Genomic DNA, 21,121 nt, shown 5'->3' with positions numbered 1-21,121 from the left:
CCCGTGTGAGCGTATGTCACTCGCGCTCCAGACGACCACGCGGCCGACGTTCTGGCGCATCGGCCCCGTGGGGAAGGTCGTCTTCTACTACCTCGCCGCGCTCGCGATTCTGGTCTTCCTGTACGGCGTCTACGGCCGCGTGAGCCGGTATACGGAGGGCAGCGAGGACCCGTTCGACCGCCTCGACGACCTGCCCGAACGGGTCTTCGACGCGGCGCGACTCGCCCTCTCGAACCGCAAGCAACTGGACCGCGACGCCGTCGCGGGCGTGATGCACGCCTTCGTCGTCTGGGGGTTTCTCACCTTGCTCATCGGGACGACGATTCTCGGTATCGACATGGATCTCTACCGCCCGCTGACCGGCGAATCGTTCTTCGTCGGGGATTTCTACCTCTCCTACTCGTTCGTGATGGACGCGATGGGCCTGCTGTTCGTCGTCGGCGTCGGCGTGGCGCTGTGGCGGCGCTACGGCCGTCGGATGGAGCGACTCCACGACCGCCACACCTCCCGCGAGGACGACCTCTTCCTGGCGGCGCTGTTCGTCCTCGGCGTCGGCGGTTACCTCACCGAGGGCGTCCGCATCCTCGGCACCTCGACGGTGCGTGACGTGAGTTTCGAGACGATCAGCTTCGTCGGCTGGTTCGTCAGGGACGTCCTCCTCCTCGCGGGCGTGACCCCCCAGCAAGCCGCCGCGGCCTACCCCGCTGTCTGGTGGAGCCACTCGCTGGTCGCCCTGTGGTTCATCGCGTGGATTCCCTACGCCAAGCCGTTCCACATGTTCTCCTCGTTCGCGAACCTCGTGGCCCGCGACGAGAAAGCGGGCGTCCGACTCCCGAAAGTACCCGAAGACGCCGCCCCCGAGGACATCGGCCCCAGCGGGATCGACGACTTCTCCTGGAAGCAGTTGCTCGACCACGACGCCTGCACGAAGTGCGGCCGCTGTTCCGACGTCTGTCCGGCGAAGGCGGCTGGACGGCCGCTGGACCCCCGAAACGTGATTCTGGACCTGAAGGAGTACCGCGAGCAGCGGGACGCCGGCGGCGAGGAGGTGCCTATCGTTGCAGATGGTGGTACCTCCGTCATCGACGCCCGGACGATGGAGTCCTGCATGTCCTGTATGGCCTGCATGGACGCCTGCCCGGTGGACATCGAGCACGTCACGCAGTTCACGGAGCTGAACCGCCGCCTCACCGAGTCCGGCGAGATGGACGAGCACGTTCAGGACGCGATGATGAACGTCTTCCAGCACGGCAACACCTTCGGCGACCCCGAGCGCAAGCGCCCCGACTGGACCGAGGAACTGGACTTCGAGGTGCCCGACGCCCGCGACCGACCCGTCGAGTACCTCTGGTACGTCGGCGACTACCCGAGTTACGACGAGCGTAACAAGCGCGTGGCGCGGGCCTTAGCGCGGGTCTTCGAGGCCGCCGACGTGGAGTACGGCATCCTCTACGAGGCCGAACAGACCGCCGGCAACGACGTGCGCCGCGTCGGCGAGGAGGGCCTCTACGAGATGCTCGTCGAGGACAACGCCGCCGCCATCGGGGACTGCGAGTTCGAGTCCATCGTCACGACGGACCCCCACGCCTACAACACGTTCAAGAACGAGTACCCCGAGTTCGAGGACTGCGAATGGGACGCCGCTGACGTGTTCCACTACACGCAGGTCGCCGCCGACCTCGCGGAGTCCGGTGTATTGGGCCTCGCCGGCGACGAGCTCGACTACACGGTCACCTACCACGACCCCTGTCACCTCGGCCGGTTCAACGACGTGTTCGAGGCCCCGCGCGACCTCGTGGACGCGACCGGCTGCGAGCGCTACGAGATGCCGCGCAACCGCGACGACTCCTTCTGCTGTGGCGGGGGCGGCGGCGGCCTCTGGATGGACTTCGACGAGGACCCGAAACCAAGCGAAGATCGCCTGCGCGAGGCGCTGGAGGATACGGGGGCCGGCGAGCGAGTCGAGAAGTTCGTCGTCGCCTGCCCGATGTGCATGACGATGTACGAGGACGGCCGCAAGACGGGCGGCTACGAGGACGACATCGAGATCATCGGGCTGACGGAACTGCTCGCCGAGGCCGTTACGAACGGGGAGTTCGGGGCGAACGCCTCGTGACGAGTACGCGTCTCTGAACAAGCCAGTCGCCCCTTTCAGTAGCTGATTACCCGGCCGATACGGACGGGACTGAGCGGAATCTGTGATTCCGCGAGGGTCGGAAGACGCTCCGCGTCTTCCGGGACCGAAAGGGACCGCGCTCGGTCGGGGGCTTTCTGGCTGTTCTCCGTCCCGTCTCGTTCTCCGCCACCGACTCACTCGCCGACCGCCGCTAGCAAGAATCCTTACCCCGCTCGCGAACGAGCGATCGGTATGGACGTGGCGTTGCTCACCGTCGGTGACGAGTTGCTCTCGGGCGATACGGAGAACACGAACGCGACGTGGCTGGCCCGAGAGCTGAGCGACGCGGGCGCGACGGTCACGCGAATTCTGACCGTCCCCGACGAGGAATCGGTCATCGCCGACGCCGTGTCCCGGTATCACGAGGCCTTCGACGCGGTCGTCGTCACCGGCGGCATCGGCGGGACGCCGGACGACGTGACGAAGGCCGGCGTCGCCGAGGCGTTCGACCGCGAACTGGTCGTGCCGGAGGACGTGCGCGCCCACCTCGAAGCGAAGGCCGACCGCTTCGCCGAGGCGAACCCCGAGATGGTCGACCGCTACGACTTGGACCTCGATCTGGACGCGTGGGCGGCGATTCCGGAGGGCGCGAAGCCGCTGTTGACCGACGAGAGCTTCGCCGCCGGTTGCGTACTGGACGGGGTCTACGTCATGCCGGGCATCCCCGACGAACTGAAGGCCATGTACGCCGCCGTCGCCGCGGACTTTGGCGGCGACCGGACCACTGCGGTGCTCCGGACGCCCGCGCCCGAGGGAGCCGTCGTCGGCGTCGTCGCAGAAGCCGGCGAGCGCTTCGGCGTCGCCGTCGGGAGCTACCCGCGGAGCGACGACGCACCGGGGCGAATCAAGGTGACGGGCGAAGACAGCGAGACGGTCGCGGAAGCGATAGCGTGGCTCCGCGAGCGAGTGGAGACGGTCGATTAGAACAGTTCGAGGACGCCCATCGCGGCCGCCGCGAGCAGTATCTCGAAGGAGAGCGTGCCGAGCGCCGACAACGCGACGAACCGCCGCGTCGACATGCCGGCGACGCCGGCGGGCACCGTCAACATGCCGCGCGTGAACAGCAAGGTGTTGCTGAGCGGCACCGCCAGCACGCCGAAGCGGTCGAACAGGCGGCCGAAGCGGTCCAGTTGGGCCTCGCTCACGCGGAACCACGGTTTCGAGAGGAGCCACTCGCGGCCGCCGCGCTTCGTCAGCAGGAACAGCGCCGTCTGGCCGACCGTCGCGCCGGCGACGGCCACCCCGAGGATGGCCGCGATCGCCGGCAGGTCGTAGCCGCCGGTCGTCTGTGCGAGGGCGGCGACGGCGGCGGGGACCAGCGCCTCGCTCGGGGCGAAATACAGGAGCATCGCCCCCTCCAAGATGAAGACGAAGAAGAGCGCGGCCAGGCCGTACTCCCGCAGGAGCGCCTCGGCGTAGGCCGCGTCGCCGAAGACGTACAGCGCGATCCCCGCGACGCCGAGGGCGGCGAAGCAAGCGGCGACGACCAGCAGGCCGTAGTCCTCCGCGAAGGTTCGAACCGGGCCGCGCGCGGCGTTAGCGTCGGTCGCCATCTACTCGTGTAACCGACCAGCGCGGACATAGGCGTTCTGGCTGCGGCCGGCGAGCGGTGGGTTCATGGCTCCGACGGCCGGAGGTGAGATATGGACATGACACGTCGCCCGCGCCGGCTGCGAACCGACGGCGTGCGACCGCTCGTCCGCGAGACGGAGCTGTCGGCGTCGGACCTCATCGCGCCGGTGTTCGTCGACGCGACCGCCGACGAGCGCGTCCCCATCGAGACGATGCCGGGCCACGAGCGCGTGCCCGTCGCGGAGGCCGTCGACCGCGTCGAGGAAGTCCGCGAGACGGGCGTCGAGGCGGTGATGGTGTTCGGCATCCCCGAGTCGAAGGACGACCGCGGCTCGCGGGCGTGGGCCGAGGACGGCGTCGTCCAGCGGGCGGTGCGTGATATCGTCGCGGAGACGGACGCCTACGTCATCACGGACGTCTGCCTCTGTGAGTACACCAGCCACGGCCACTGCGGGGTTTTAGAGGAGACGGCCGAGACGGACCCGTCGCTCACCGTGCGCAACGACGAGACGCTGGAGTTACTGAGTCAGACCGCCGTGAGTCACGCGCGGGCGGGCGCGGACATGGTCGCCCCGTCCAGCATGACCGACAAGATGGTCGGCGCGATACGCGGGGCGCTGGACGAGGAGGGCCACAGCGAGATTCCGATAATGAGCTACGCAGCGAAGTTCGAATCGGCCTTCTACGGCCCGTTCCGGGACGCCGCCGACGGCGCGCCGGCCTTCGGCGACCGGCGGCACTACCAGATGGACCCCGCGAACGCCCGCGAGGCCCGCCGCGAGGTCGCCCTCGACGTCGAAGAGGGCGCGGACGTGCTGATGGTCAAGCCCGCGCTCCCGTATCTCGACATCGTTCGGCAGGTCCGCGAGGACTACGACCACCCCGTGGCCGCCTACAACGTCTCCGGCGAGTACGCGATGCTCCACGCCGCCGCCGAGAAGGGGTGGCTGGACTTAGAGGAGGTCGCCGCCGAGTCCCTGCTCTCGATCAAGCGAGCCGGCGCGGACCTGATTCTCACGTACTTCGCCGAGGACGTCGCCGACCGGTTGTAGCCCGAGTCATCGGTGCTCGTAGCCGAGTGGACCCCACAATCTATTCAAGCGGGAGGGACTGAAACTGCGGTATGCAGCGACAGTCCCTCCTCGTGGCGCTCGTCGCCGCGGTCGCCCTGCTGTCGTTCGCGCTCGGTGCCGCCGGTCTCGACGCCGCGACCGGCGGCGAGGACCCCGACGTGACGCCCGAGGACGGCGGTATCGAGAGCCAGGGACAGCGAGACGTCCCCTCGAACCCGGGCGGCGTCGACTCGCCCGAGTCGGGTACCGGCGCTCGCTCGCTGGTCCCCCCGCTGTCGCCGCCGGTGATCGGCGTCCTCGTCGCCGGTGTCGCCCTCGGCGTCGCCGGCCTCTGGTGGGCCGCCGGCCGCGGTTCAACGGTCGACGAGGCGGGCGGCGACCGGCCCACTTTCACGACGGGCGACGCCGCCGCCGGGTCGTCGTACTCGGCGACCGCCGCGGACGTGCCGCTGACGAATGACGTCTATCGAGCGTGGGCGGACCTGACCGAGCGGTTCGGCCCGGACGACGGTACCGCGACGCCCCGCGAGTTCGCCGAGCGAGCGACGGCCGCGGGCGCCGACGCCGAGGCGGTCGAGACGCTCCGCGACCTCTTCGAGCGGGTTCGCTACGGCTCCGAGACGCCGACGCCCGTGTACGAGACGCGCGCCCGCGACGCGCTCGACAGCGCGACCGGAGCGGACCGACAGCCGGGAGCGGAGGCAGCGACAGAGACCGAGTCGGGAGCAGAACCGGAGGGAGAACCGTGAACCTCCGGCCGTTTCCCTTAGCCGTCGGTGCCGGCGCGACGGCCCTCGCGGTCGGACTGGTCGCCGCCGGCGAACCGGCACTGCCCTCGGGAACCGTCTCGGACCTCCCGCTGATCGCCGTCTCGGTGATCGCCGGGGCCGTCGCCGTCCTCGCGTTCTTGGTCCGCTCGCTCGACGGCGAACGCGGGCCGCGGCTCCCCGACACCGACAGCCAGCACGCCGCGGTACCGGGTGACGACCTCGACACCGCGATGGCCGCGGGCAGAGGCCGAGAGACCGTCCGCGACCGCGTGAGGGCGGTGGGCGTCTCGGTTCTCGAACGCGAGGGGCGGTCACGCGACGACGCGAGAGCGACGCTCGAAGACGGGTCCTGGACCGACGACGGCGACGCGCGGGCGCTGCTCGACGGGACGCCGATTTCGGCGCTCGCTCGGCTTTCGGGGTGGCTCACCGGAAGTCGGCCGTTCCGCCGGCGGGTCGCCCACGCGACGGCCGAACTGCTCCGCCGGGACGAGCGATGACCGAGGTCCACCGAACCGGCCGCTGGTTCGGCCTCGGCGGGGCGGCGCTGGTCGCCGTCGCGGTCGGGCTCGTAGCACAGGTCCCGTCGCTGGTGCTGCTCGGCGGCGTCGGCGTCGCGCTGAGCGCGTACGACCGGGTCGCCGTCCCGCCGGCGGCCGGCGTCGCCCTCTCCCGTTCTCTCACCCCCGCCGACCCCGGCGTCGGCGAACCGGTGACCGTCGAACTGACCGTCCGCAACGACGGCCGGCGGACGATTCCCGACCTGCGGATCGCCGACGGCGTCCCGGATTCGGTCCGGGTGGTCGACGGGTCGGCGTCGCTGGGGACGACGCTCCGGCCGGGCGCACAGGCGACGATGACCTACGAGATCGCCAGCGGGAGCGGGCGCTGCGTCTTCGACCCGGCGACGGTGGTCGTCAGGGACGTCGTCGGCGTCGTTGCCCGCCGGGCGCGCGTCGAGGCCGAACCGGACGCGGTGACGTGGGACCGGCCGGCCGGGTCGGCGCTGCTCCCGCTGGTGCCGCAGTCGAAACACCGCCCCGGACAGGTCCCGATCGACGAGGGCGGCGAGGGGCTGTCCTTCTACGCGCTGCGAGAACACCGCCCGAACGACCCGCTCTCCCGGGTGGACTGGAACCGCTACGCCCGCACGGGCGACCTCACGACCGTCGAGTTCCGCCGCGAGCAGTCCGCGCGGGTCGTGGTCGTCGTGGACGCTCGAGAGGGAGCCGCGCTCGCCCCGCGGCCGGACGCACAGACGGCCGTCGAGCGCGGTGTCACGGCCGCGGTGGCGCTCGTCGAGGGCCTCCCCGAGGACGGCCACGCGGTCGGCGTCGCGGCGTACTCGCCCCACTGGGCGTGGCTCGACCCCGATACGAGCAGGGCACACCGGCGGCGGGCGCGCGAGCGGTTGCGGACCGACCGCGCGTTCGCCGTCTCGCCTGTCACCGAAACCCCGGACGTCGACCGCCTGCTGGCGCAGTTACCGAGCGGCGTCAACGTGGTGTTCGTCTCGCCGCTGTGCGACGACGACAGCGCGGCGGTCGTCCGCCGACTCGCCGCCCGGGACCATCCGGTGACGGTCGTCAGTCCGGACCCGACCGCGACCGACACCGGCGGCCGCCGACTGGCCCGATTGGAACGGCGTGACCGACTGCGGGGGCTCCGGGCCGTCGGCGTGGACGTCCACGACTGGGGGGCGGACGAGTCGCTCCAGCAGTTGACCGCCCGGGCGTGGAGGAGCCGCCGATGACGGCGCGCACGGGACTCGTCTGTGGCGGTGCGAGCGTCCTCGCCGCGCTCACGGCGCTGTTCGCCGCCGGTCTCGGGCTGTTCTCGACCGTCGCCGGCGTGGTCGGGGTGCTGTTGCTGGTCGGCGGGGGGACCCTCCGCTCGGGCAGGCTGATCGATCTCGCCGGGGGCGCGCTGTTCCTCGAAGTGGTGATCGCCGCGTTACAGGGCGCGACGACGGCGACGGTACTGGTCGCGGGGGCCGGGACGGTGCTGGCGTGGACGTTCGGGCACGCCGCGGTCGACCTCCGCGAGGACCTCGGAACGGCACCCGGCAGATCCGTCGAACTGGGTCACGTCGCCGGGACGACGGCGCTGGTCGGCGGGGCCGCGGCGCTGACGACGCTGCTCTTTCGCGTCGACGTGCCGGCGCTGTCGCCGCTCGCGCTGGCGAGCCTCGTCCTGGCCGGCGTCGCGCTGACGGCTGCGCTTCGTCGGTGAGCGCAGACCGATGGCGGTTCTCCGCCACGGGGGGCGCGCGCAAGCGAAATACCCCGTTTTCGCCCGTTTCGACCGAATCCGCGGTCGACGTTCGTCCAAAATCCTAGCGGACATGTGCGTATTTTCTTGACGGAGAACAACCTTATATCCATAATACTCTACTATAATCTGGACGGTCGTCTACCCTATCCCCTCTAATATCTACTTTCGTAAAGCCAATCCTTATGTAGTGGTGTTACCAGATGTTTCTCCGTGAACGAGTTGACGAAGTTGGCGCGAATCGAGATAAAGTTGGACGTTCAAACGCAATCATAAGGAAAACCAATACGAATCATGGTACTCGCACCACTCCAAGTCACCGCGGACGCGCTCAACTATACGTGGATACTGGTCGTATCGTTCCTCATCTTCTTCATGCACGCCGGCTTCGCCATGCTCGAAGCCGGGCAGGTGCGCTCGAAGAACGTCGCGAACCAACTCACGAAGAACCTGCTGACGTGGTCCGTCGGCGTGACGGTGTTCTTCCTCATCGGTGCCGGCGTCTCGTCGTTGGTCGGTGGGAGTGGGTTCGCCTCCGCCGCGTCGACCAGCGGCACGGGCTGGATCGACTGGCTCTACGGTGCCGTCTTCGCGATGACGGCCGCCACCATCGTCTCCGGGGCGGTGGCCGGTCGCGCGAAGCTCCGGGCGTACATCACCTACACGTTCCTGCTGGCGGCGGTCATCTACCCCGTCGTCACGGGCATCACGTGGGCCGGCGCGTACATCAGCTTCGGCGGCGCGGCCTTCACCGACTTCGCCGGCGGCATGATCGTCCACGGCATGGGCGGCATCGCCGGGCTGACGGCGGCGTACGTCCTCGGCCCGCGCATGGGCCGGTACAACGAGGACGGCAGCGTCAACGTCATCCCCGGCCACTCGCTGACCTTCGCCGTGCTGGGAACGCTCCTCCTCGCGTTCGGCTGGTACGGCTTCAACGTCGGCACCTCGGCCATCATCGGCGGCGACGGCGCGTTCCTCGGCGACCAGCTGGGTCGCGTCGCGATGACGACTACGCTCGCGATGGCCTGCGGTGCGATGGGTGCCGGACTCATGGCGTGGGTCCGCACCGGGAAAGTCGACACGCTCTACGTCGCCAACGGCCTGCTGGCCGGACTGGTCGGCATCACCGCGATTCCCCACACCACGTCGTGGTGGGGCGCGTTCGTCGTCGGCGGGCTCGCGGGCGTCCAGCTCCCGCTCGTGTTCGGCTTCGTCGAGAAGCGCCTCAAGATAGACGACGTCTGCGCGGTCTTCCCGGTCCACGGGAGCGCGGGCGTGCTGGGCACGCTGCTGTACCCGTTCGTCGCCGCTCCCGGCGTCGTCGATTCGGTCCTCAACGCGTTCGTCGCACAGGCTATCGGCGTCGCCGTCATCGCGGCGTGGACCGTCCTCGCGACCGGCGCGATCTGGGCCGTCCTCAAGGCGGTCGGACAGGCCCGCGTGACGCCCGAACACGAGCAGGAGGGCCTCGACGTCAGCGAACACGGCGTCGAGACCTACCCCGAGTTCGGCTCCGGCGACAGCGTCGTCGCCGACGGTGGTATGGTGAGTGAAAGTGTGCGTGCAGACGGAGGTTCCAAGGATGACTGACGAAGGAGAGATCAAGATGATCGTGGCGATGGTTCGACCGGACAAGCTCGGCGACGTCAAACAGGGGCTCGCGGAGGTCGGCGCGCCCTCGCTGACGGTGACGAACGTCTCCGGCCGCGGTTCACAGCCCGCGAAGAAGGGCCAATGGCGCGGCGAGGAGTACGTCGTCGACCTCCACCAGAAGGTCAAGATAGAGACCGTCGTCGCGGACATCCCCGCCGAGGACGTCGTCGAAGCCATCGCGGACGCGGCCCACACCGGCGAGAAGGGCGACGGGAAGATCTTCGTCCTGCCGGTCGACGACGCCTACCAGGTCCGGACGGGCAAGCGTGGACCAGAGGCCGTCTGAGCGGCCGGCGATGGTCGACGACATCGACAGGCGAGTCGTGAACGCGCTGTTGCGCGACGGCCGGGCCAGCGCCCGCGACGTCGCCGCCGAAACCGGCGTCGCCGCGACGACCGTCTCGCGCCGGATGGACCAACTGGCCGAGACGGGCGTCATCGAGGAGTACACCGCCCGCATCGACTACGCGGCGCTGGGCTACGACGTCACCGCCGTCTTCCAGCTCTCGGTAGAGGGCAGCGGTCTCGAGAGCGTGACCGAACGGTTGCGCGACCAGTCGAACATGGTCGCCGTCTACGAGGTGACGGGCAGTCACGACGTCGTCGCCGTCGGGAAGTTCCGCGACACCGGCGAGATGAACGCCCGCATCAAGGACCTGCTCACCGACCCCGACGTGCGGTCGGCCGCGACGTCGGTCGTGCTGAACACCGTCCGCGAACACGAGCAGTTCCCGGTCGAAGCGCCCGACGAGTGAGCGGGTTTCGCGATTCGCTTCCCGGTTGCGTCGTTTCGTCGATCGGTCCGCTATCTCGTCGGATCACCGGCTCGAAGTGCGAAAGGCGGCAAACGGCGTTTCTCGATAGTTGGGTGCCCGTAGTGGCCGCTGCCCGCAAACACGGTGGCGACCGACGCGCGCCGAGGCTACTCCGAAACGCGAGCGACGGCTGGGAGACGCGATCCGTCGAAATATCGTCTCGGTGAAACAGAAGCTGTCAATCGCGTTCTTCGTCAGCCGACACCGCTTCGCCGTCTTCCAGCGGCCACTCGAGTTCGACCTCGAACTCGGCCTCGTCGTCGGTGACCTCGTACTCGACTTCCAGTTCGAAGCGGTCTGGAACCGGCACCGTGAAGCCGTCCTCCCCTTCGATGTCGATCGTCCCGTCCTCGACGCCCTCGGCGACTTCACGTAGTATCGACGCCCCGTCTGCCCGACTCAGCACCCGCTCTCCTTCACGTTCCGTCTCGTCGTCTGCCGATTCCGCCTCGACCGCTGATTCCTCGTCGTTTTCCATACCGGACTTACGACGGGCTGTCGATAAAATATCTCGGGCAGCACACCGGCCTGTTCGACCCGCACAGTCACCAATAGAGGGAGTGTTTAGAATTTCTACTTGATAAGTCTCGGTGAAGGAACCGAGAAAAAGTGGCCCGAGAGAACCGGCACGAGCAGTATCAGTCGTCGGCCGACAGCGATACCCCTTCCGCGTCCGTCGGGGCCGGGCTCTCGCCGTCGTCGAAGGGGTACCAGGACTGCTTGCCGTCGGCGAGGCAGGGGTCCTCGTACCCCTCGACCTCCTCGGGTTCCGCGAGTTCGACGATGGTCTCGTGGCCCGTCGCGTCGACCCACTCGCGGAAGGTCTGGCCGTCCTCTCGGAGCGCGGCGTAGGCTTCGAGGAGGTTGGCGAGCATCCCCGGCACCTCGTCTGCGGGCACGCGCTGGCGGACCCAGTCGATGAACGCGGGGTCCTCGCCCATCCCGCCGCCGACGCCGACGTCCATCGCCTCGACCATCTCGCCGCCCTTGCGGGCGCGCATCCCCTGGAGACCGATGTCGGCGGTCATCGCCTGCCCGCAGTCGGCCGTACACCCGGAGAAGTGCATCTTGATCCGGTCGACGTCGTCGGGGACGTCGACGTTCTCGCCCAGCCAGCGGAGCGTCCGGGCCATCCGCGCTTTCGTCTCCGTCAGCGCGAGCGAGCAGAACTCCGTCCCGGTACAGGCCATCGCGCCCTGCACGAACGGGTTCGGTTCGGGCTTGTGCTTCGCCAGGAGCGGTTCCGCGAGCAGGTCGTCGAGTCGCTCGTCGGGCACGTCCATGAGAAGCGGGTTCTGCCGGCGGGTCAGTCGCACTTCGCCGGAGCCGTACTCGTCCGCCAGGTCCGCGAGTTCGATCGCCTCCTCGGCGGGGAGACGCCCGACGGGTACCGAGAGGCCGACGTAGTTCTCGCCGTCCGCCTGGTCGTAGACGCCGACGTGGTCGTGAGCGCCCTGCTGTGCGGATTTCCCGGCGTTGTAGCTGTACTCGCCGCGGAAGTCCGTCCCGGCGGACTCGAGCTCGAAGTCGAGTCGCTCGTCCAGTTCCTCGCGGATGGCGTCGGTGCCGCGCTCGTCGACGAAGAAGCGGGCGCGGTTCTTCGAGCGGTTCTGTCGGTTCCCCTCGTTGTGGTAGAGCTCCACGAACGCGCGCACCGTCTCGACGGCGTGTTCCGGTCGAACGAACAGGTCGAGCGGGCGCGCCTCGCGCGGTTCGCGGCCGCCGAGGCCGCCGCCCACGCGGACGTTGAACCCCTCGACGTCCTCCCCGTCGACGAACTTGTGGGCCGGTTCCAGCCCGACGTCGTTGATGGCGTCCTGTGCACACCCCTGCCGACAGCCCGACACCGAGATGTTGAACTTCCGGGGCATGTTCGAGAGGTCGTCGTCCCCGCGGATCGTCTCCTGAATCTCGTCTAAGATCGGGCGGGACTCGACGTACTCCTCGGCCTTCCCGGCGACCGGACAGCCCGAGATGTTTCGCATCGTGTCCCCGCCCGCGGAGCGAGAGGAGACGCCGACGGCTTCGAGTTTCTCCCAGATCTCGGGGACGTCTTCGAGTTTCAACCAGTGCAGTTGGACGGACTGACGCGTCGTGAGGTCGATCCAGCCGTTGCCGAACTCGGGGTTCTCGGCCGGACCCTTCGCGTAGTCGCGGGCGACCTCGCCGATCGTGCGGAGCTGTTCCGGTGCCAAAACCCCGCCGCAGTTGGTCAGGCGCATCATGAAGTACGACTCCTGCCCGCCGCGGTGGTGGAACACGCCCCAGAACTTGAAGCGGGTGAACCACTCCGAACGCTCCTCCTCGGGAATCGACTCCCAGCCGCGTTCCGCGAACTCCTCTAGCTTCTCCCTGACCTCGTCACCGTACAGTTCGCCTTTGACGTCCTCTTTCTTGTGTACCATCGTTAGGATCCTCTAGTATTATAGATCGATTACTTTTACCGCAATCTGATGTTCGAACGTCCTCCTATTCACAGATATATTGTTCATTCTGAGTACTAAAAGACTGCCTGTTGAATATATCTACAATAAGATGCGAATCTAGGACGAACGTCCAGCGGCTGTTTTTATTGCTTCCTCTCGTCTCCCGGATTGAACGAACGCCAGATATAGGCGCTCCATCGGACGAACGTCCACCGCGTCGCGAACGAGGACATCGACGCGCTCGTCGGGCGGAACGTCTGACCCGTCAGGTACTTTCAGACCGCGTTCGAAAGCCGCGCTATGAACCACGAGCAGTCGCGAGCGCTCTACGACCGGGCGCTCTCGGTGATGCCCGGCGGCGTCAACTCCTCAGTGCGTGCCATCCGTCCGTACCCCTTCTTCGTCCAGAAGGGCGACGGCGGCCACGTCGTCGACGCCGACGGTAACCGCTACCTCGACTTCGTGATGGGCTACGGTCCGCTGCTGTTGGGCCACGACATGCCCGAACAGGTCCAGTCGGCGGTCCAGCGACGCGCTTCGGAGGGGCCGATGTACGGCGCGCCCACCGAAGTCGAGGTCGAACTGGCGGAGTTCGTCGCGCGACACGTCCCGAGCGTCGAGATGGTCCGCTTCGTCAACAGCGGCACCGAGGCCACCGTCTCCGCGGTCCGGCTGGCGCGCGGGTACACGGGCCGGGACAAGATCGTCGTCATGCAGGGCGGCTACCACGGCGCACAGGAGTCCACGCTGGTCGAGGGCGAGGGTGACGACACTCACCCCTCCAGCCCCGGCATCCCCGAGCGCTTCGCCGAACACACGCTGACGGTACCGTTCAACGACGAGGAAGCCGCACACACCGTGTTCGCCAAGCACGGCGACGACATCGCCGCCGTCCTCACCGAACCCATCCTCGGCAACTACGGCATCGTCCACCCCGTCGAGGGGTACCACGAGACGCTTCGGAACCTCTGTGACGAGCACGGCTCGCTCCTCGTCTTCGACGAGGTCATCACCGGCTTCCGCGTCGGCGGCCTCCAGTGCGCACAGGGGAAGTTCGATATCGACCCCGACCTCACCACCTTCGGGAAGATCGTCGGCGGCGGGTTCCCCGTCGGCGCGATCGGCGGGAAGAGCGAGATAATCGAGCAGTTCACGCCCGCCGGAGACGTCTTCCAGTCCGGGACGTTCTCGGGCCACCCGGTGACGATGGCCGCCGGCCTCGAAACGCTGCGCTACGCGGCCGAAAACGACGTGTACGACCACGTCAACGGCCTCGGCGAGCAGTTGCGCTTGGGCCTGCAGGACATCCTCGAAGACCAGGCCCCCGAGTACACCGTCGTCGGCACGGACTCGATGTTCAAGGTCGTCTTCACGCGGAACGCGCCGGATTCCTTCGAGGGACACTGCGAGGCCGGCTGCCAACAGCGGGAGGACTGCCCCCGTTACGAGCACTGTCCGAAGAACGCCGGTGACATCAAGCGGGCCGAGACCGAACGCTGGGAGCGCCTCTTCTGGCCCGAGATGAAAGACCAGGGCGTGTTCCTGACGGCGAACCAGTTCGAGTCCCAGTTCGTCTGTGACGCCCACACCGGGGAAGACATCGAGGACGCCCTCGAAGCGTACAAAGAGGCGATATGAAGTGAGCGACGACGACATCTCCCTCTCCGAGAAGCGGATGTACGGCGAGACGCGCCCGGAGACCCACGCCTACGTCGCGTCGGGACTGGGCGTCACGCGCGTCGAAACCGCTGGCGGGCAGATCGGTCGCTTCAGCCTCGAAAAACGGTGTTCGGCCCGAGACGTCGCCGGGGCGAACGGCGAGATAGCGGTCGCCACCGACGAGTCGGTGCTGGTCGCGACGGACGACGGGTTCGCCGAAACGGGGTTCGGCCCGGCGACGGCGGTCGGCTACGACGTCGACGGCCTGCTGGCCGCCGGCGGCGGGCGGGTCGCTCGCTACGCCGACGGCGCGTGGCGAGAGCTGGACGCGGTCGAAGGCGTGCGCGCCATCGGCGGGAACCTGTTGGCCGCCGAAGACGGCGTCTACGCGCTCCCCGACTGCGAGCGCCTCGGCCTCTACGACGTGACCGACGTGGCACCGGGCTACGCGGCGACGGCGGACGGCCTCTACGAGCGAACGGGCGCGGAGTGGACCGAGGTCCGTTCGGGCGAGCATAGCGTCGTCGCCAGCGACGGCGAGCGAACTCACGCGGCCGACGACACGGAGCTCTTCGTCCTCGAAGGCGGCGAGTGGCGGCCCTGTGATCTCCCGGCCCGCGAACGCGTCGTCGACGTGACCTACGGCGAGGACACCTACGCCGTCACCGAGGACGGCACCTTCCTCGTCGACACCGCCGACGACGCCACCGCCGACGGCCGCGGCGGGTGGCGACAGCGCTCGCTCGGCCTCCCCGACGTCGTCGGCGTGGCCGTCGCGTAGCGCGACGGCCCGCCCTTCTGCCCGCGACACAGCCGACTGGTTCCTGCCAGTGGAACAGCCGCCGAGAGACGGCCAGTGAAACAGCCGAAGGATCTCTGCCGGCGAGACAGCCACGGGGTGGGAATGAAAGGGGCGGCGCGGTCGGGGACGCACGACGACGTAAGCACTGGACTGAGCGAGCGACGCGAGCGAAGGAAGCGCGAAGCGAGGCGCGAAGCGAGGCGCGCGACTCGACCGCGCCGGGGCTTTCAGTTGTTCTACGCTGTCACGTCCGCTTCGTCAGCGTAGCCCACAGTTGCTAACCCTCGAACCGAAAGGCCGTTTAGCCCGGCCAGCGACCCCTCGCACATGATTATCCCCGGGGCGGACACGCAGGCGTTCGCGGCGGCGCTGGCGGCGGAGACCGACGAGCGCCTCGCTCGCGTCGAGTACGAACGGTTCCCCGACGGCGAACACGTCGTCCGGCTTCCCGAGGCCGTGGCGGGCGAGCGGGCCGTCGTCGTCGCCTCGACGGTGGACAGCGACGCGCACGTCCAGGCGCTCCAGTTGCAGGACGCCGCCCGCGAGGCGGGGGCCGGCGAGGTCGTCACCGTCTTGCCGTACATGGGCTACGCGCGACAGGACGAGGCGTTCCGCGCGGGCGAACCGGTCTCCTCGCGGGCGATGGCGCGGGCCATCTCGACGGGGACCGACCGCGTGATCACGGTCAATCCCCACGAACCGGCCGTCTGTGAGTTCTTCGACGTGCCGACGACCGACGTCGACGCCGCCGGGGTGCTGGCCGATCCGCTTCCCGAGAACTTAGCGGACCCGCTCTTTCTCTCGCCGGACGAGGGCGCGATCGACCTCGCGGTCACGACCAGAGACGGCTACGGCGAGGGCGAGACGGACTACTTCGAGAAGGACCGCGACTACGACAGCGGCGACGTCCAGATAACGCCCAGCGACGCGCCGGTCGAGGGCCGCGACGTGGTGCTCGTCGACGACATCATCGCCACGGGCTCGACGATGAGCGAGTCCGTCGAGGTGCTGACGGAGCGGGACGCACGGCGCGTCTTCGTCACCTGCGTCCACCCGATGCTCGCGGGCAACGCGCTGACGAAGCTCTCGGTCGCCGGCGTCGAGGCCGTCTACGGCACCGACACGCTCGAACGCGCGGTCAGCGAGGTCAGCGCCGCGCCGGTCGTCGCCGCGGAGCTCTGATTCCCACCGCTCGGCCGGTCCGGTGACGCCGTATTCGATATCCGGCGGCGCGAAAAAACGGCGGGGCGGTCTCTCACTCCGTCGGAACGTCCACCGCGCCGACCTGCCGCATGAGGCCGAGCAGGTCCGGTTGGACCCACCGCTCGGCGATCCTCCCGTCTTCGATTCGGGTGAACACCATGTTGTCGATGGCGACGTCCGTCCCGGTCGGCTCGATGCCCAGGAACTCGCCGACGTGTCTCCCGCGCAGGGCCACGCGCATGGCGACGGTGTCGCCCTCGGCGACGACGTCCTCGACGGTCGCCGAGAAGCCCTCGAAGGACTCCCTGATGCCCGCTATCTGTGCTTTCAGTTCCTCACGACCCGATACCTCGCCCAGCGGACTGTGGTCGACGACGTCCGGCGCGCAGAGCTCGTCAATGAGTTCGACGTCGCCCGCCGTCGCGACCTCCTCCGGGAACCGCCGCGCGAGTTCCTTGTTCTCCGCGAGTGGTGCTGTTGCTGCCATCGGTTACTCCCGCGCTCGCTTCGACGTCTCCCTCGACCGCGTGACTTCGCAGTGAGCGCTACGGGCTAGTACGCCTTGTGAGACGTTAGCATTTGTTACCCGTTGCTCACGGTTCCTTTCGTTATCAGGTACGTTCGGACCGCTCATGCCCCTCGAAGTGCCGAAGCGAAAAAAGCGGAACCTCGGGTCGTCGACTCCGGCCGTCAGTCCGACGCCTCCGCCGCCGCGACCGGGGCGATGGCGATCTCCATCTCGGTGCCCTCGACGTCCCACGTCTTGCGGTGGCCGTCCTCGACGGTCCCGAGTTCGTCGGCGCGTACTTCTTCTCTAATTAGGGTCTCGTGCTCCCGAACCAGCGAGTCCACGCGGTCGTCGGCAATCGAGAGGTCCACGACGATACGCGCCTCGATGTCCAGTTCCAGTTCCTTGCGCATCTCCTGGATCCGGCGGACGACCTCGCGGGCGTACCCCTCGCTCTCGATGTCCTCCGTGAGCGTGGTGTCGACGTAGACGACGCCGCCGCCGCCCAGCGCGGTGAACTCCGTCCCGGTGACGCCCTCGGGCGTCTCGCGGCGGAACTCGACCATCTCCTCGGTCAGGTCGACGCGCTCGCCGAGCGCGTCCTCGACGGCTCCCTCGAGGGCATCGAGCGACGGCTCCTCGATTCGTGCGTCGTTGAGCGCGTTCATCACGCGGCCGGCGTCGTCGCCGAAGGCCGGGCCGAGTTCGCTCATGTCGGCGGCGGCCGAGTAGTGGAGTTCGCCCCACGCCGCGTCCGCGCCGACGACGTCGACGCTTCGGGCGTTGAGGCGGTCGGCGACGATGGCCGACTGCGAGCGGACGGCGTCGGCCACAGCGTCGCTGTCCGTGTCGACGACGACGCGCGTGACCGGCCAGCGCAGTTTCCGCTCGGCCTGCTGGCGGGCGTTCGAGCCCGCTTCCTCGACTTCTCGGACGACCTCGATCTCGTCTTCGAGTTCGGGGTCGTGCAGGTCCGCGGTCGGTTCCGGCCAGTCGCACATGTGAACCGTCGGGTGACCCGCGTCGCCGGTCAGCGAGCCGTAGATCTTCTCGGCGACGAACGGGGTGAACGGCGCGAACAGCGCGGCCACTTCCTCCAAGACTCGATAGAGCGTGGCGTAGGCCGCCCGCTTCGAGTCGCTGTCTTCCTCTTCCCACATCCGTTCGCGGACGACCTGGATGTAGAACCGGGAGACGTCTTCGACGACGAAGTCAAGCAGTTCGTGGGCGGCCTTGTCGTTCTCGAACTCGTCCATGTGCTCGGTCATCGCTTCCTCGACGCTCTGCAGGCGGGAGAGGACCCACTCGTCGGCGAGTTCGAGGTCCTCACGCACGGACTCGACCGTCGTAGCTTCGGGGTCGAAGTCGTCCGCTCGCATGTACGGCAGCGGGAACCGCGCGACGTTCCAGAGGATGTTGAGCCGGCGCTGCATCTCCTGGGTCTCCTCCCACGAGAAGTTCATGTCCTCGCCCTGCGCGGTCACCGAGAGCAGGAACAGGCGCATCGGGTCCCGGCCGTGCTTCTCGATGACCTCGTGGGGGTCGATGAGCACGCCCTTGGACTTGGACATCCCGCGGCCGTCGGGCATGTTGGCGTAGCCGTGCATCAGCACCTCCTTGTAGGGGATCTCGCCCGTCGCGGCGGTGCTCATCCCCAGTTGCGACCAGAACCAGCCGCGGGTCTGGTCGTGGGCCTCCATGATGAGGTCGGCGGGCCACAGCCGCTCGAAGTCCTCGGTCTGCTCGGGGTAGTCGAGCGTGCCCCACGTCGCTACCGAGGAGTCGAGCCAGACGTCGAAGACGTCGCCGACGCGGGTGTGGGTCGTGCCGTCCTCGGTGATGGTGAGGTCGTCGACGGTCCCCTTGTGCAGGTCGACCGTCTCGGGGTCGATGTCCTGATCGACTCGCTCGGCGAGTTCCTCGCGGTCGCCGACGACGATGGCGTTCTCCATCGACCCGTTCCAGTCTTCGGGCAACCAGATGGGGATCGGAATGCCCCAGTAGCGCTGTCGGGAGACGTTCCAGTCGGGGGCGTCCTCCACGAAGTCCCGGAAGCGGTTGTCCCGCGCCCACGAGGGGTGCCACTCGCTGTCCTCGATGTTCGCCAAGAGTTCGTCCTTGATGTCGGTGACCGTGATGAACCACTGGTCGGTAACGATGCGGACGATGCCCGTGTCGCACCGCCAGCAGTGGCCCTCGTTGACGGTGTAGCCCGACTCGCTGGCCAGCAGCGCGCCCTTCGCCTCTAAGTCGGCGATGACGTCGTCGTTGGCGTCCCGGACGAACGTGTCCGCGTACTCGCCGCCTTCTTCGGTGTAGACGCCGTCGCTTCCCACCGGACAGAATATCTCGAGGCCGAGTTCCCGCCCGCGCTCGAAGTCCTCCTCACCGTGGCCCGGCGCGGAGTGGACCAGACCGGTCTGGTCCTCGGCGTCGACGTAGTCGGCGGTGTAGACCTGCAGCGAGCCCTCGCCGCTGGCGTGGTCGGGGACCTCCTCGGCCAGCGGGTGGTCGTACGTCCAGCCGACCATCTCCTCGCCGGTGACCTCCTCGATCACCTCGTAGTCGTCGTAGCGACCCTTCGAGAGGACGTCCTCGACGCGCGGTTCCGCGACGTAGAGGACCTCGTCCTCGCCGTCCTTCGTCGCTCGCACGCCCTGATAGGTCACGTCGCCGTCGACGGCGACGAAAGTGTTGGCGGGGATGGTCCACGGCGTCGTCGTCCAGATGACCAGATACCTCTCACTGCTCGCGGCTTCGCCGCTCGCTTCGTCCGAGGCCTCCCCGTGGTCGGCCTCGCTAAGCGGGAACTTCACGTAGATAGAGGGCTTGCCGACCTCCTCGCGTTCGACCTCGTTGTTGGCGATGGCCGTCTCACAGCGCGGACACTGGTTGATCGAGCGCTGGCCCTGTTCGACGAGTCCGCGCTCGTGGGCGCGCTGGAAGCCCCACCACGCGGCCTCCATGTACTCGGGATTCACCGTCTTGTAGGGATCGTCCCAGTCCATCCAGACGCCGAAGTCCTGAAAGTCCGTCTGGAGGCCTTCGAGTTGCTCCTCGGCGAACTCCTTGCACTCCTCGATGAAGTTCTCCTCGCCGAAGCGCTCGATGTCCTTCTTGTTCTCGAAGTCCAGGCGCTCCTCGACTTTCGTCTCGATGGGGAGGCCGTGCATGTCGTAGCCCGGCCGGTCGGTCACGTCGTAGCCTTTCATCCGGTGGTAGCGGATGTAGAGGTCCTTCAGCGTCTTGTTCCACGTCGTCCCCATGTGCGCGGCCCCGGAGGTGTAGGGCGGGCCGTCGACGAAGAAGAACTCCTCGCCGTCGGCGCGGTGCGCTTTGGTCTGCTCGTAGGCGTCGACGTCGTCCCAGTAGGAGAAGACCCCCTCCTCGACGTCCTCGGGGTCGTACTGGTCGTCGACCGCGGCGAACCTGTCCATACCGGCACATTCGCTGCCGGGATTAAAGGACAATCGGTTAGCTACGCCGAGGACCCCGCCGCGCCCGACCGAAGTGGCCGCGTCGCCGCCAACGATTAGGCCGACCCTCGCCTTGCCGAGACTGTGCCCGAGTTTCCCGCAGAGTCGGAACGAAACCGGCAGGCCGCCGACTGTCAGCGCTGTCCCGCCCTCGCCGAGGCCCGCGAGTGCATCTCGTGGGGAAATGGTCCGCTCGACGCCGACGTGGTCGTCGTGGGCGAAGCGCCCGCCGAGGGCGACCCCGAGGCCGAGCGGTGGCGGGGCGGGAACCTGACCGGGATGGCCTACACCTCCCGGCGCTCCGGGCGGAAGGTCCGAACCCTGCTCGCCGACGCCGGGTTCGGTCACGGGGACTGCTACTACACGAACGCGGTGAAGTGTCACCCGCCGGAGAACCGCGACCCCACCGACGAGGAGCTGGCGAACTGCCGACCGTACCTCGTCGAGGAAGTCGAGACGGTGGCTCCGAAGGCGGTCGTTCCGACCGGGAGACACGCGACCGAGACGATTCTCGCTCTCGACGGCGATCGCGTCGACGGGTTCGTCGACAGCGTCTTGACCGTCCGCGAGAGCGAGGCCCTCGGCGTCCCGGTCGTCCCGCTGTTGCACCCCAGCTATCAGGAGGTGTGGCTGTCGCGGTTGGGTTACGAGTACGACGAGTACGCGGCCGAGCTGGCGGCCGCCGTTGCGCGGGCGGTCGAGTGAGACCGTCGG

General features: G+C 68.2%; 19 protein-coding genes. 14 read left to right on the top strand and 5 right to left on the bottom strand.

Annotated elements, in window-relative coordinates; all coding sequences use genetic code 11:
- Window positions 1-13: 13 nt before the first annotated feature.
- The gene (locus EGH23_RS14090) at window positions 14-2,116 is read left to right on the top strand and encodes a (Fe-S)-binding protein (protein WP_220580614.1); all 2,103 of its coding nucleotides are present in this window, start codon (window positions 14-16) and stop codon (window positions 2,114-2,116) included.
- A gap of 252 nt (window positions 2,117-2,368) precedes the next feature.
- Window positions 2,369-3,100 (top strand): competence/damage-inducible protein A, encoded by a 732-nt coding sequence (locus tag EGH23_RS14085; protein ID WP_220580613.1) that lies wholly within the window; start codon window positions 2,369-2,371, stop codon window positions 3,098-3,100.
- Here the strand turns inward: EGH23_RS14085 and EGH23_RS14080 are convergent.
- Window positions 3,097-3,729 (bottom strand): DedA family protein, encoded by a 633-nt coding sequence (locus tag EGH23_RS14080; protein WP_220580612.1) that lies wholly within the window; start codon window positions 3,727-3,729, stop codon window positions 3,097-3,099. The genes EGH23_RS14085 and EGH23_RS14080 overlap by 4 nt on opposite strands.
- A gap of 90 nt (window positions 3,730-3,819) precedes the next feature.
- On the opposite strand from EGH23_RS14080, the gene hemB reads away from it, so the two are divergent.
- The 8 genes from hemB (at window position 3,820) to lrp (ending at window position 10,273) form a co-directional block, all read left to right on the top strand.
- Entirely contained in the window at window positions 3,820-4,800 is a 981-nt protein-coding gene (gene hemB / locus EGH23_RS14075) for a porphobilinogen synthase (RefSeq protein WP_220580611.1), read from the top strand.
- Window positions 4,801-4,871: 71 nt separating this feature from the next.
- Entirely contained in the window at window positions 4,872-5,570 is a 699-nt protein-coding gene (locus EGH23_RS14070; protein WP_220580610.1) for a DUF4129 domain-containing protein, read from the top strand.
- A complete protein-coding gene (locus EGH23_RS14065) occupies window positions 5,567-6,091 on the top strand; it encodes a DUF7269 family protein (protein ID WP_220580609.1) in 525 nt (174 codons plus the stop codon). Before EGH23_RS14070 ends, EGH23_RS14065 begins: the two co-directional genes overlap by 4 nt.
- A complete protein-coding gene (locus EGH23_RS14060) occupies window positions 6,088-7,344 on the top strand; it encodes a DUF58 domain-containing protein (protein WP_220580608.1) in 1,257 nt (418 codons plus the stop codon). Before EGH23_RS14065 ends, EGH23_RS14060 begins: the two co-directional genes overlap by 4 nt.
- Complete coding sequence (locus EGH23_RS14055) at window positions 7,341-7,823, top strand: DUF7519 family protein (protein ID WP_220580607.1); 483 nt, start codon at window positions 7,341-7,343, stop codon at window positions 7,821-7,823. The genes EGH23_RS14060 and EGH23_RS14055 overlap by 4 nt, the downstream gene beginning before the upstream one ends.
- 333 nt (window positions 7,824-8,156) lie before the next feature.
- Window positions 8,157-9,455 (top strand): ammonium transporter, encoded by a 1,299-nt coding sequence (locus EGH23_RS14050; protein ID WP_220580606.1) that lies wholly within the window; start codon window positions 8,157-8,159, stop codon window positions 9,453-9,455.
- Window positions 9,448-9,804 carry a nitrogen regulatory protein GlnK1 gene (gene glnK1 / locus EGH23_RS14045; protein ID WP_236044822.1) on the top strand — a complete coding sequence of 119 codons (357 nt, stop codon included), beginning with the start codon at window positions 9,448-9,450 and terminating at the stop codon, window positions 9,802-9,804. Before EGH23_RS14050 ends, glnK1 begins: the two co-directional genes overlap by 8 nt.
- A gap of 10 nt (window positions 9,805-9,814) precedes the next feature.
- A complete protein-coding gene (gene lrp, locus EGH23_RS14040; RefSeq protein ID WP_220580605.1) occupies window positions 9,815-10,273 on the top strand; it encodes an HTH-type transcriptional regulator Lrp in 459 nt (152 codons plus the stop codon).
- 238 nt (window positions 10,274-10,511) lie between these two features.
- Here the strand turns inward: lrp and EGH23_RS14035 are convergent, their stop codons facing one another.
- Together EGH23_RS14035 and EGH23_RS14030 are read right to left on the bottom strand one after the other, a co-directional pair.
- Entirely contained in the window at window positions 10,512-10,811 is a 300-nt protein-coding gene (locus EGH23_RS14035; protein ID WP_220580604.1) for an amphi-Trp domain-containing protein, read from the bottom strand.
- 160 nt (window positions 10,812-10,971) lie between these two features.
- Window positions 10,972-12,738 (bottom strand): nitrite/sulfite reductase, encoded by a 1,767-nt coding sequence (locus EGH23_RS14030; RefSeq protein ID WP_220580603.1) that lies wholly within the window; start codon window positions 12,736-12,738, stop codon window positions 10,972-10,974.
- Between the two features lie 321 nt (window positions 12,739-13,059).
- Between EGH23_RS14030 and hemL the strand changes: the two genes are divergently transcribed.
- From hemL to prs, 3 genes are all read left to right on the top strand, one after another.
- Window positions 13,060-14,397, top strand: coding sequence for a glutamate-1-semialdehyde 2,1-aminomutase (hemL, locus tag EGH23_RS14025; protein WP_220580602.1), 1,338 nt, complete (start codon window positions 13,060-13,062; stop codon window positions 14,395-14,397).
- A 1-nt stretch (window position 14,398) separates the two neighbouring features.
- Complete coding sequence (locus tag EGH23_RS14020; protein ID WP_220580601.1) at window positions 14,399-15,199, top strand: HVO_0234 family beta-propeller protein; 801 nt, start codon at window positions 14,399-14,401, stop codon at window positions 15,197-15,199.
- Between the two features lie 348 nt (window positions 15,200-15,547).
- On the top strand, window positions 15,548-16,402 hold the full coding sequence (gene prs, locus EGH23_RS14015) for a ribose-phosphate diphosphokinase (RefSeq protein WP_220580600.1): 855 nt from the start codon (window positions 15,548-15,550) through the stop codon (window positions 16,400-16,402).
- A 73-nt stretch (window positions 16,403-16,475) separates the two neighbouring features.
- On the opposite strand, the gene EGH23_RS14010 is transcribed toward prs, so the two are convergent.
- Both EGH23_RS14010 and ileS read right to left on the bottom strand, forming a co-directional pair.
- A complete protein-coding gene (locus EGH23_RS14010; protein WP_220580599.1) occupies window positions 16,476-16,910 on the bottom strand; it encodes an ester cyclase in 435 nt (144 codons plus the stop codon).
- Between the two features lie 203 nt (window positions 16,911-17,113).
- Window positions 17,114-20,368, bottom strand: a complete 3,255-nt coding sequence (gene ileS / locus EGH23_RS14005; protein WP_220580598.1) for an isoleucine--tRNA ligase — start codon at window positions 20,366-20,368, stop codon at window positions 17,114-17,116.
- A 123-nt stretch (window positions 20,369-20,491) separates the two neighbouring features.
- Here ileS and EGH23_RS14000 point away from each other — a divergent pair, with 123 nt between their 5' ends.
- Window positions 20,492-21,112 (top strand): uracil-DNA glycosylase, encoded by a 621-nt coding sequence (locus EGH23_RS14000; RefSeq protein ID WP_220580597.1) that lies wholly within the window; start codon window positions 20,492-20,494, stop codon window positions 21,110-21,112.
- The last annotated feature ends 9 nt before the right edge of the window (window positions 21,113-21,121 follow it).

The organism is Haloarcula nitratireducens (genome assembly GCF_019599505.1).
This window is presented reverse-complemented; position numbering and strand designations above follow the sequence as displayed.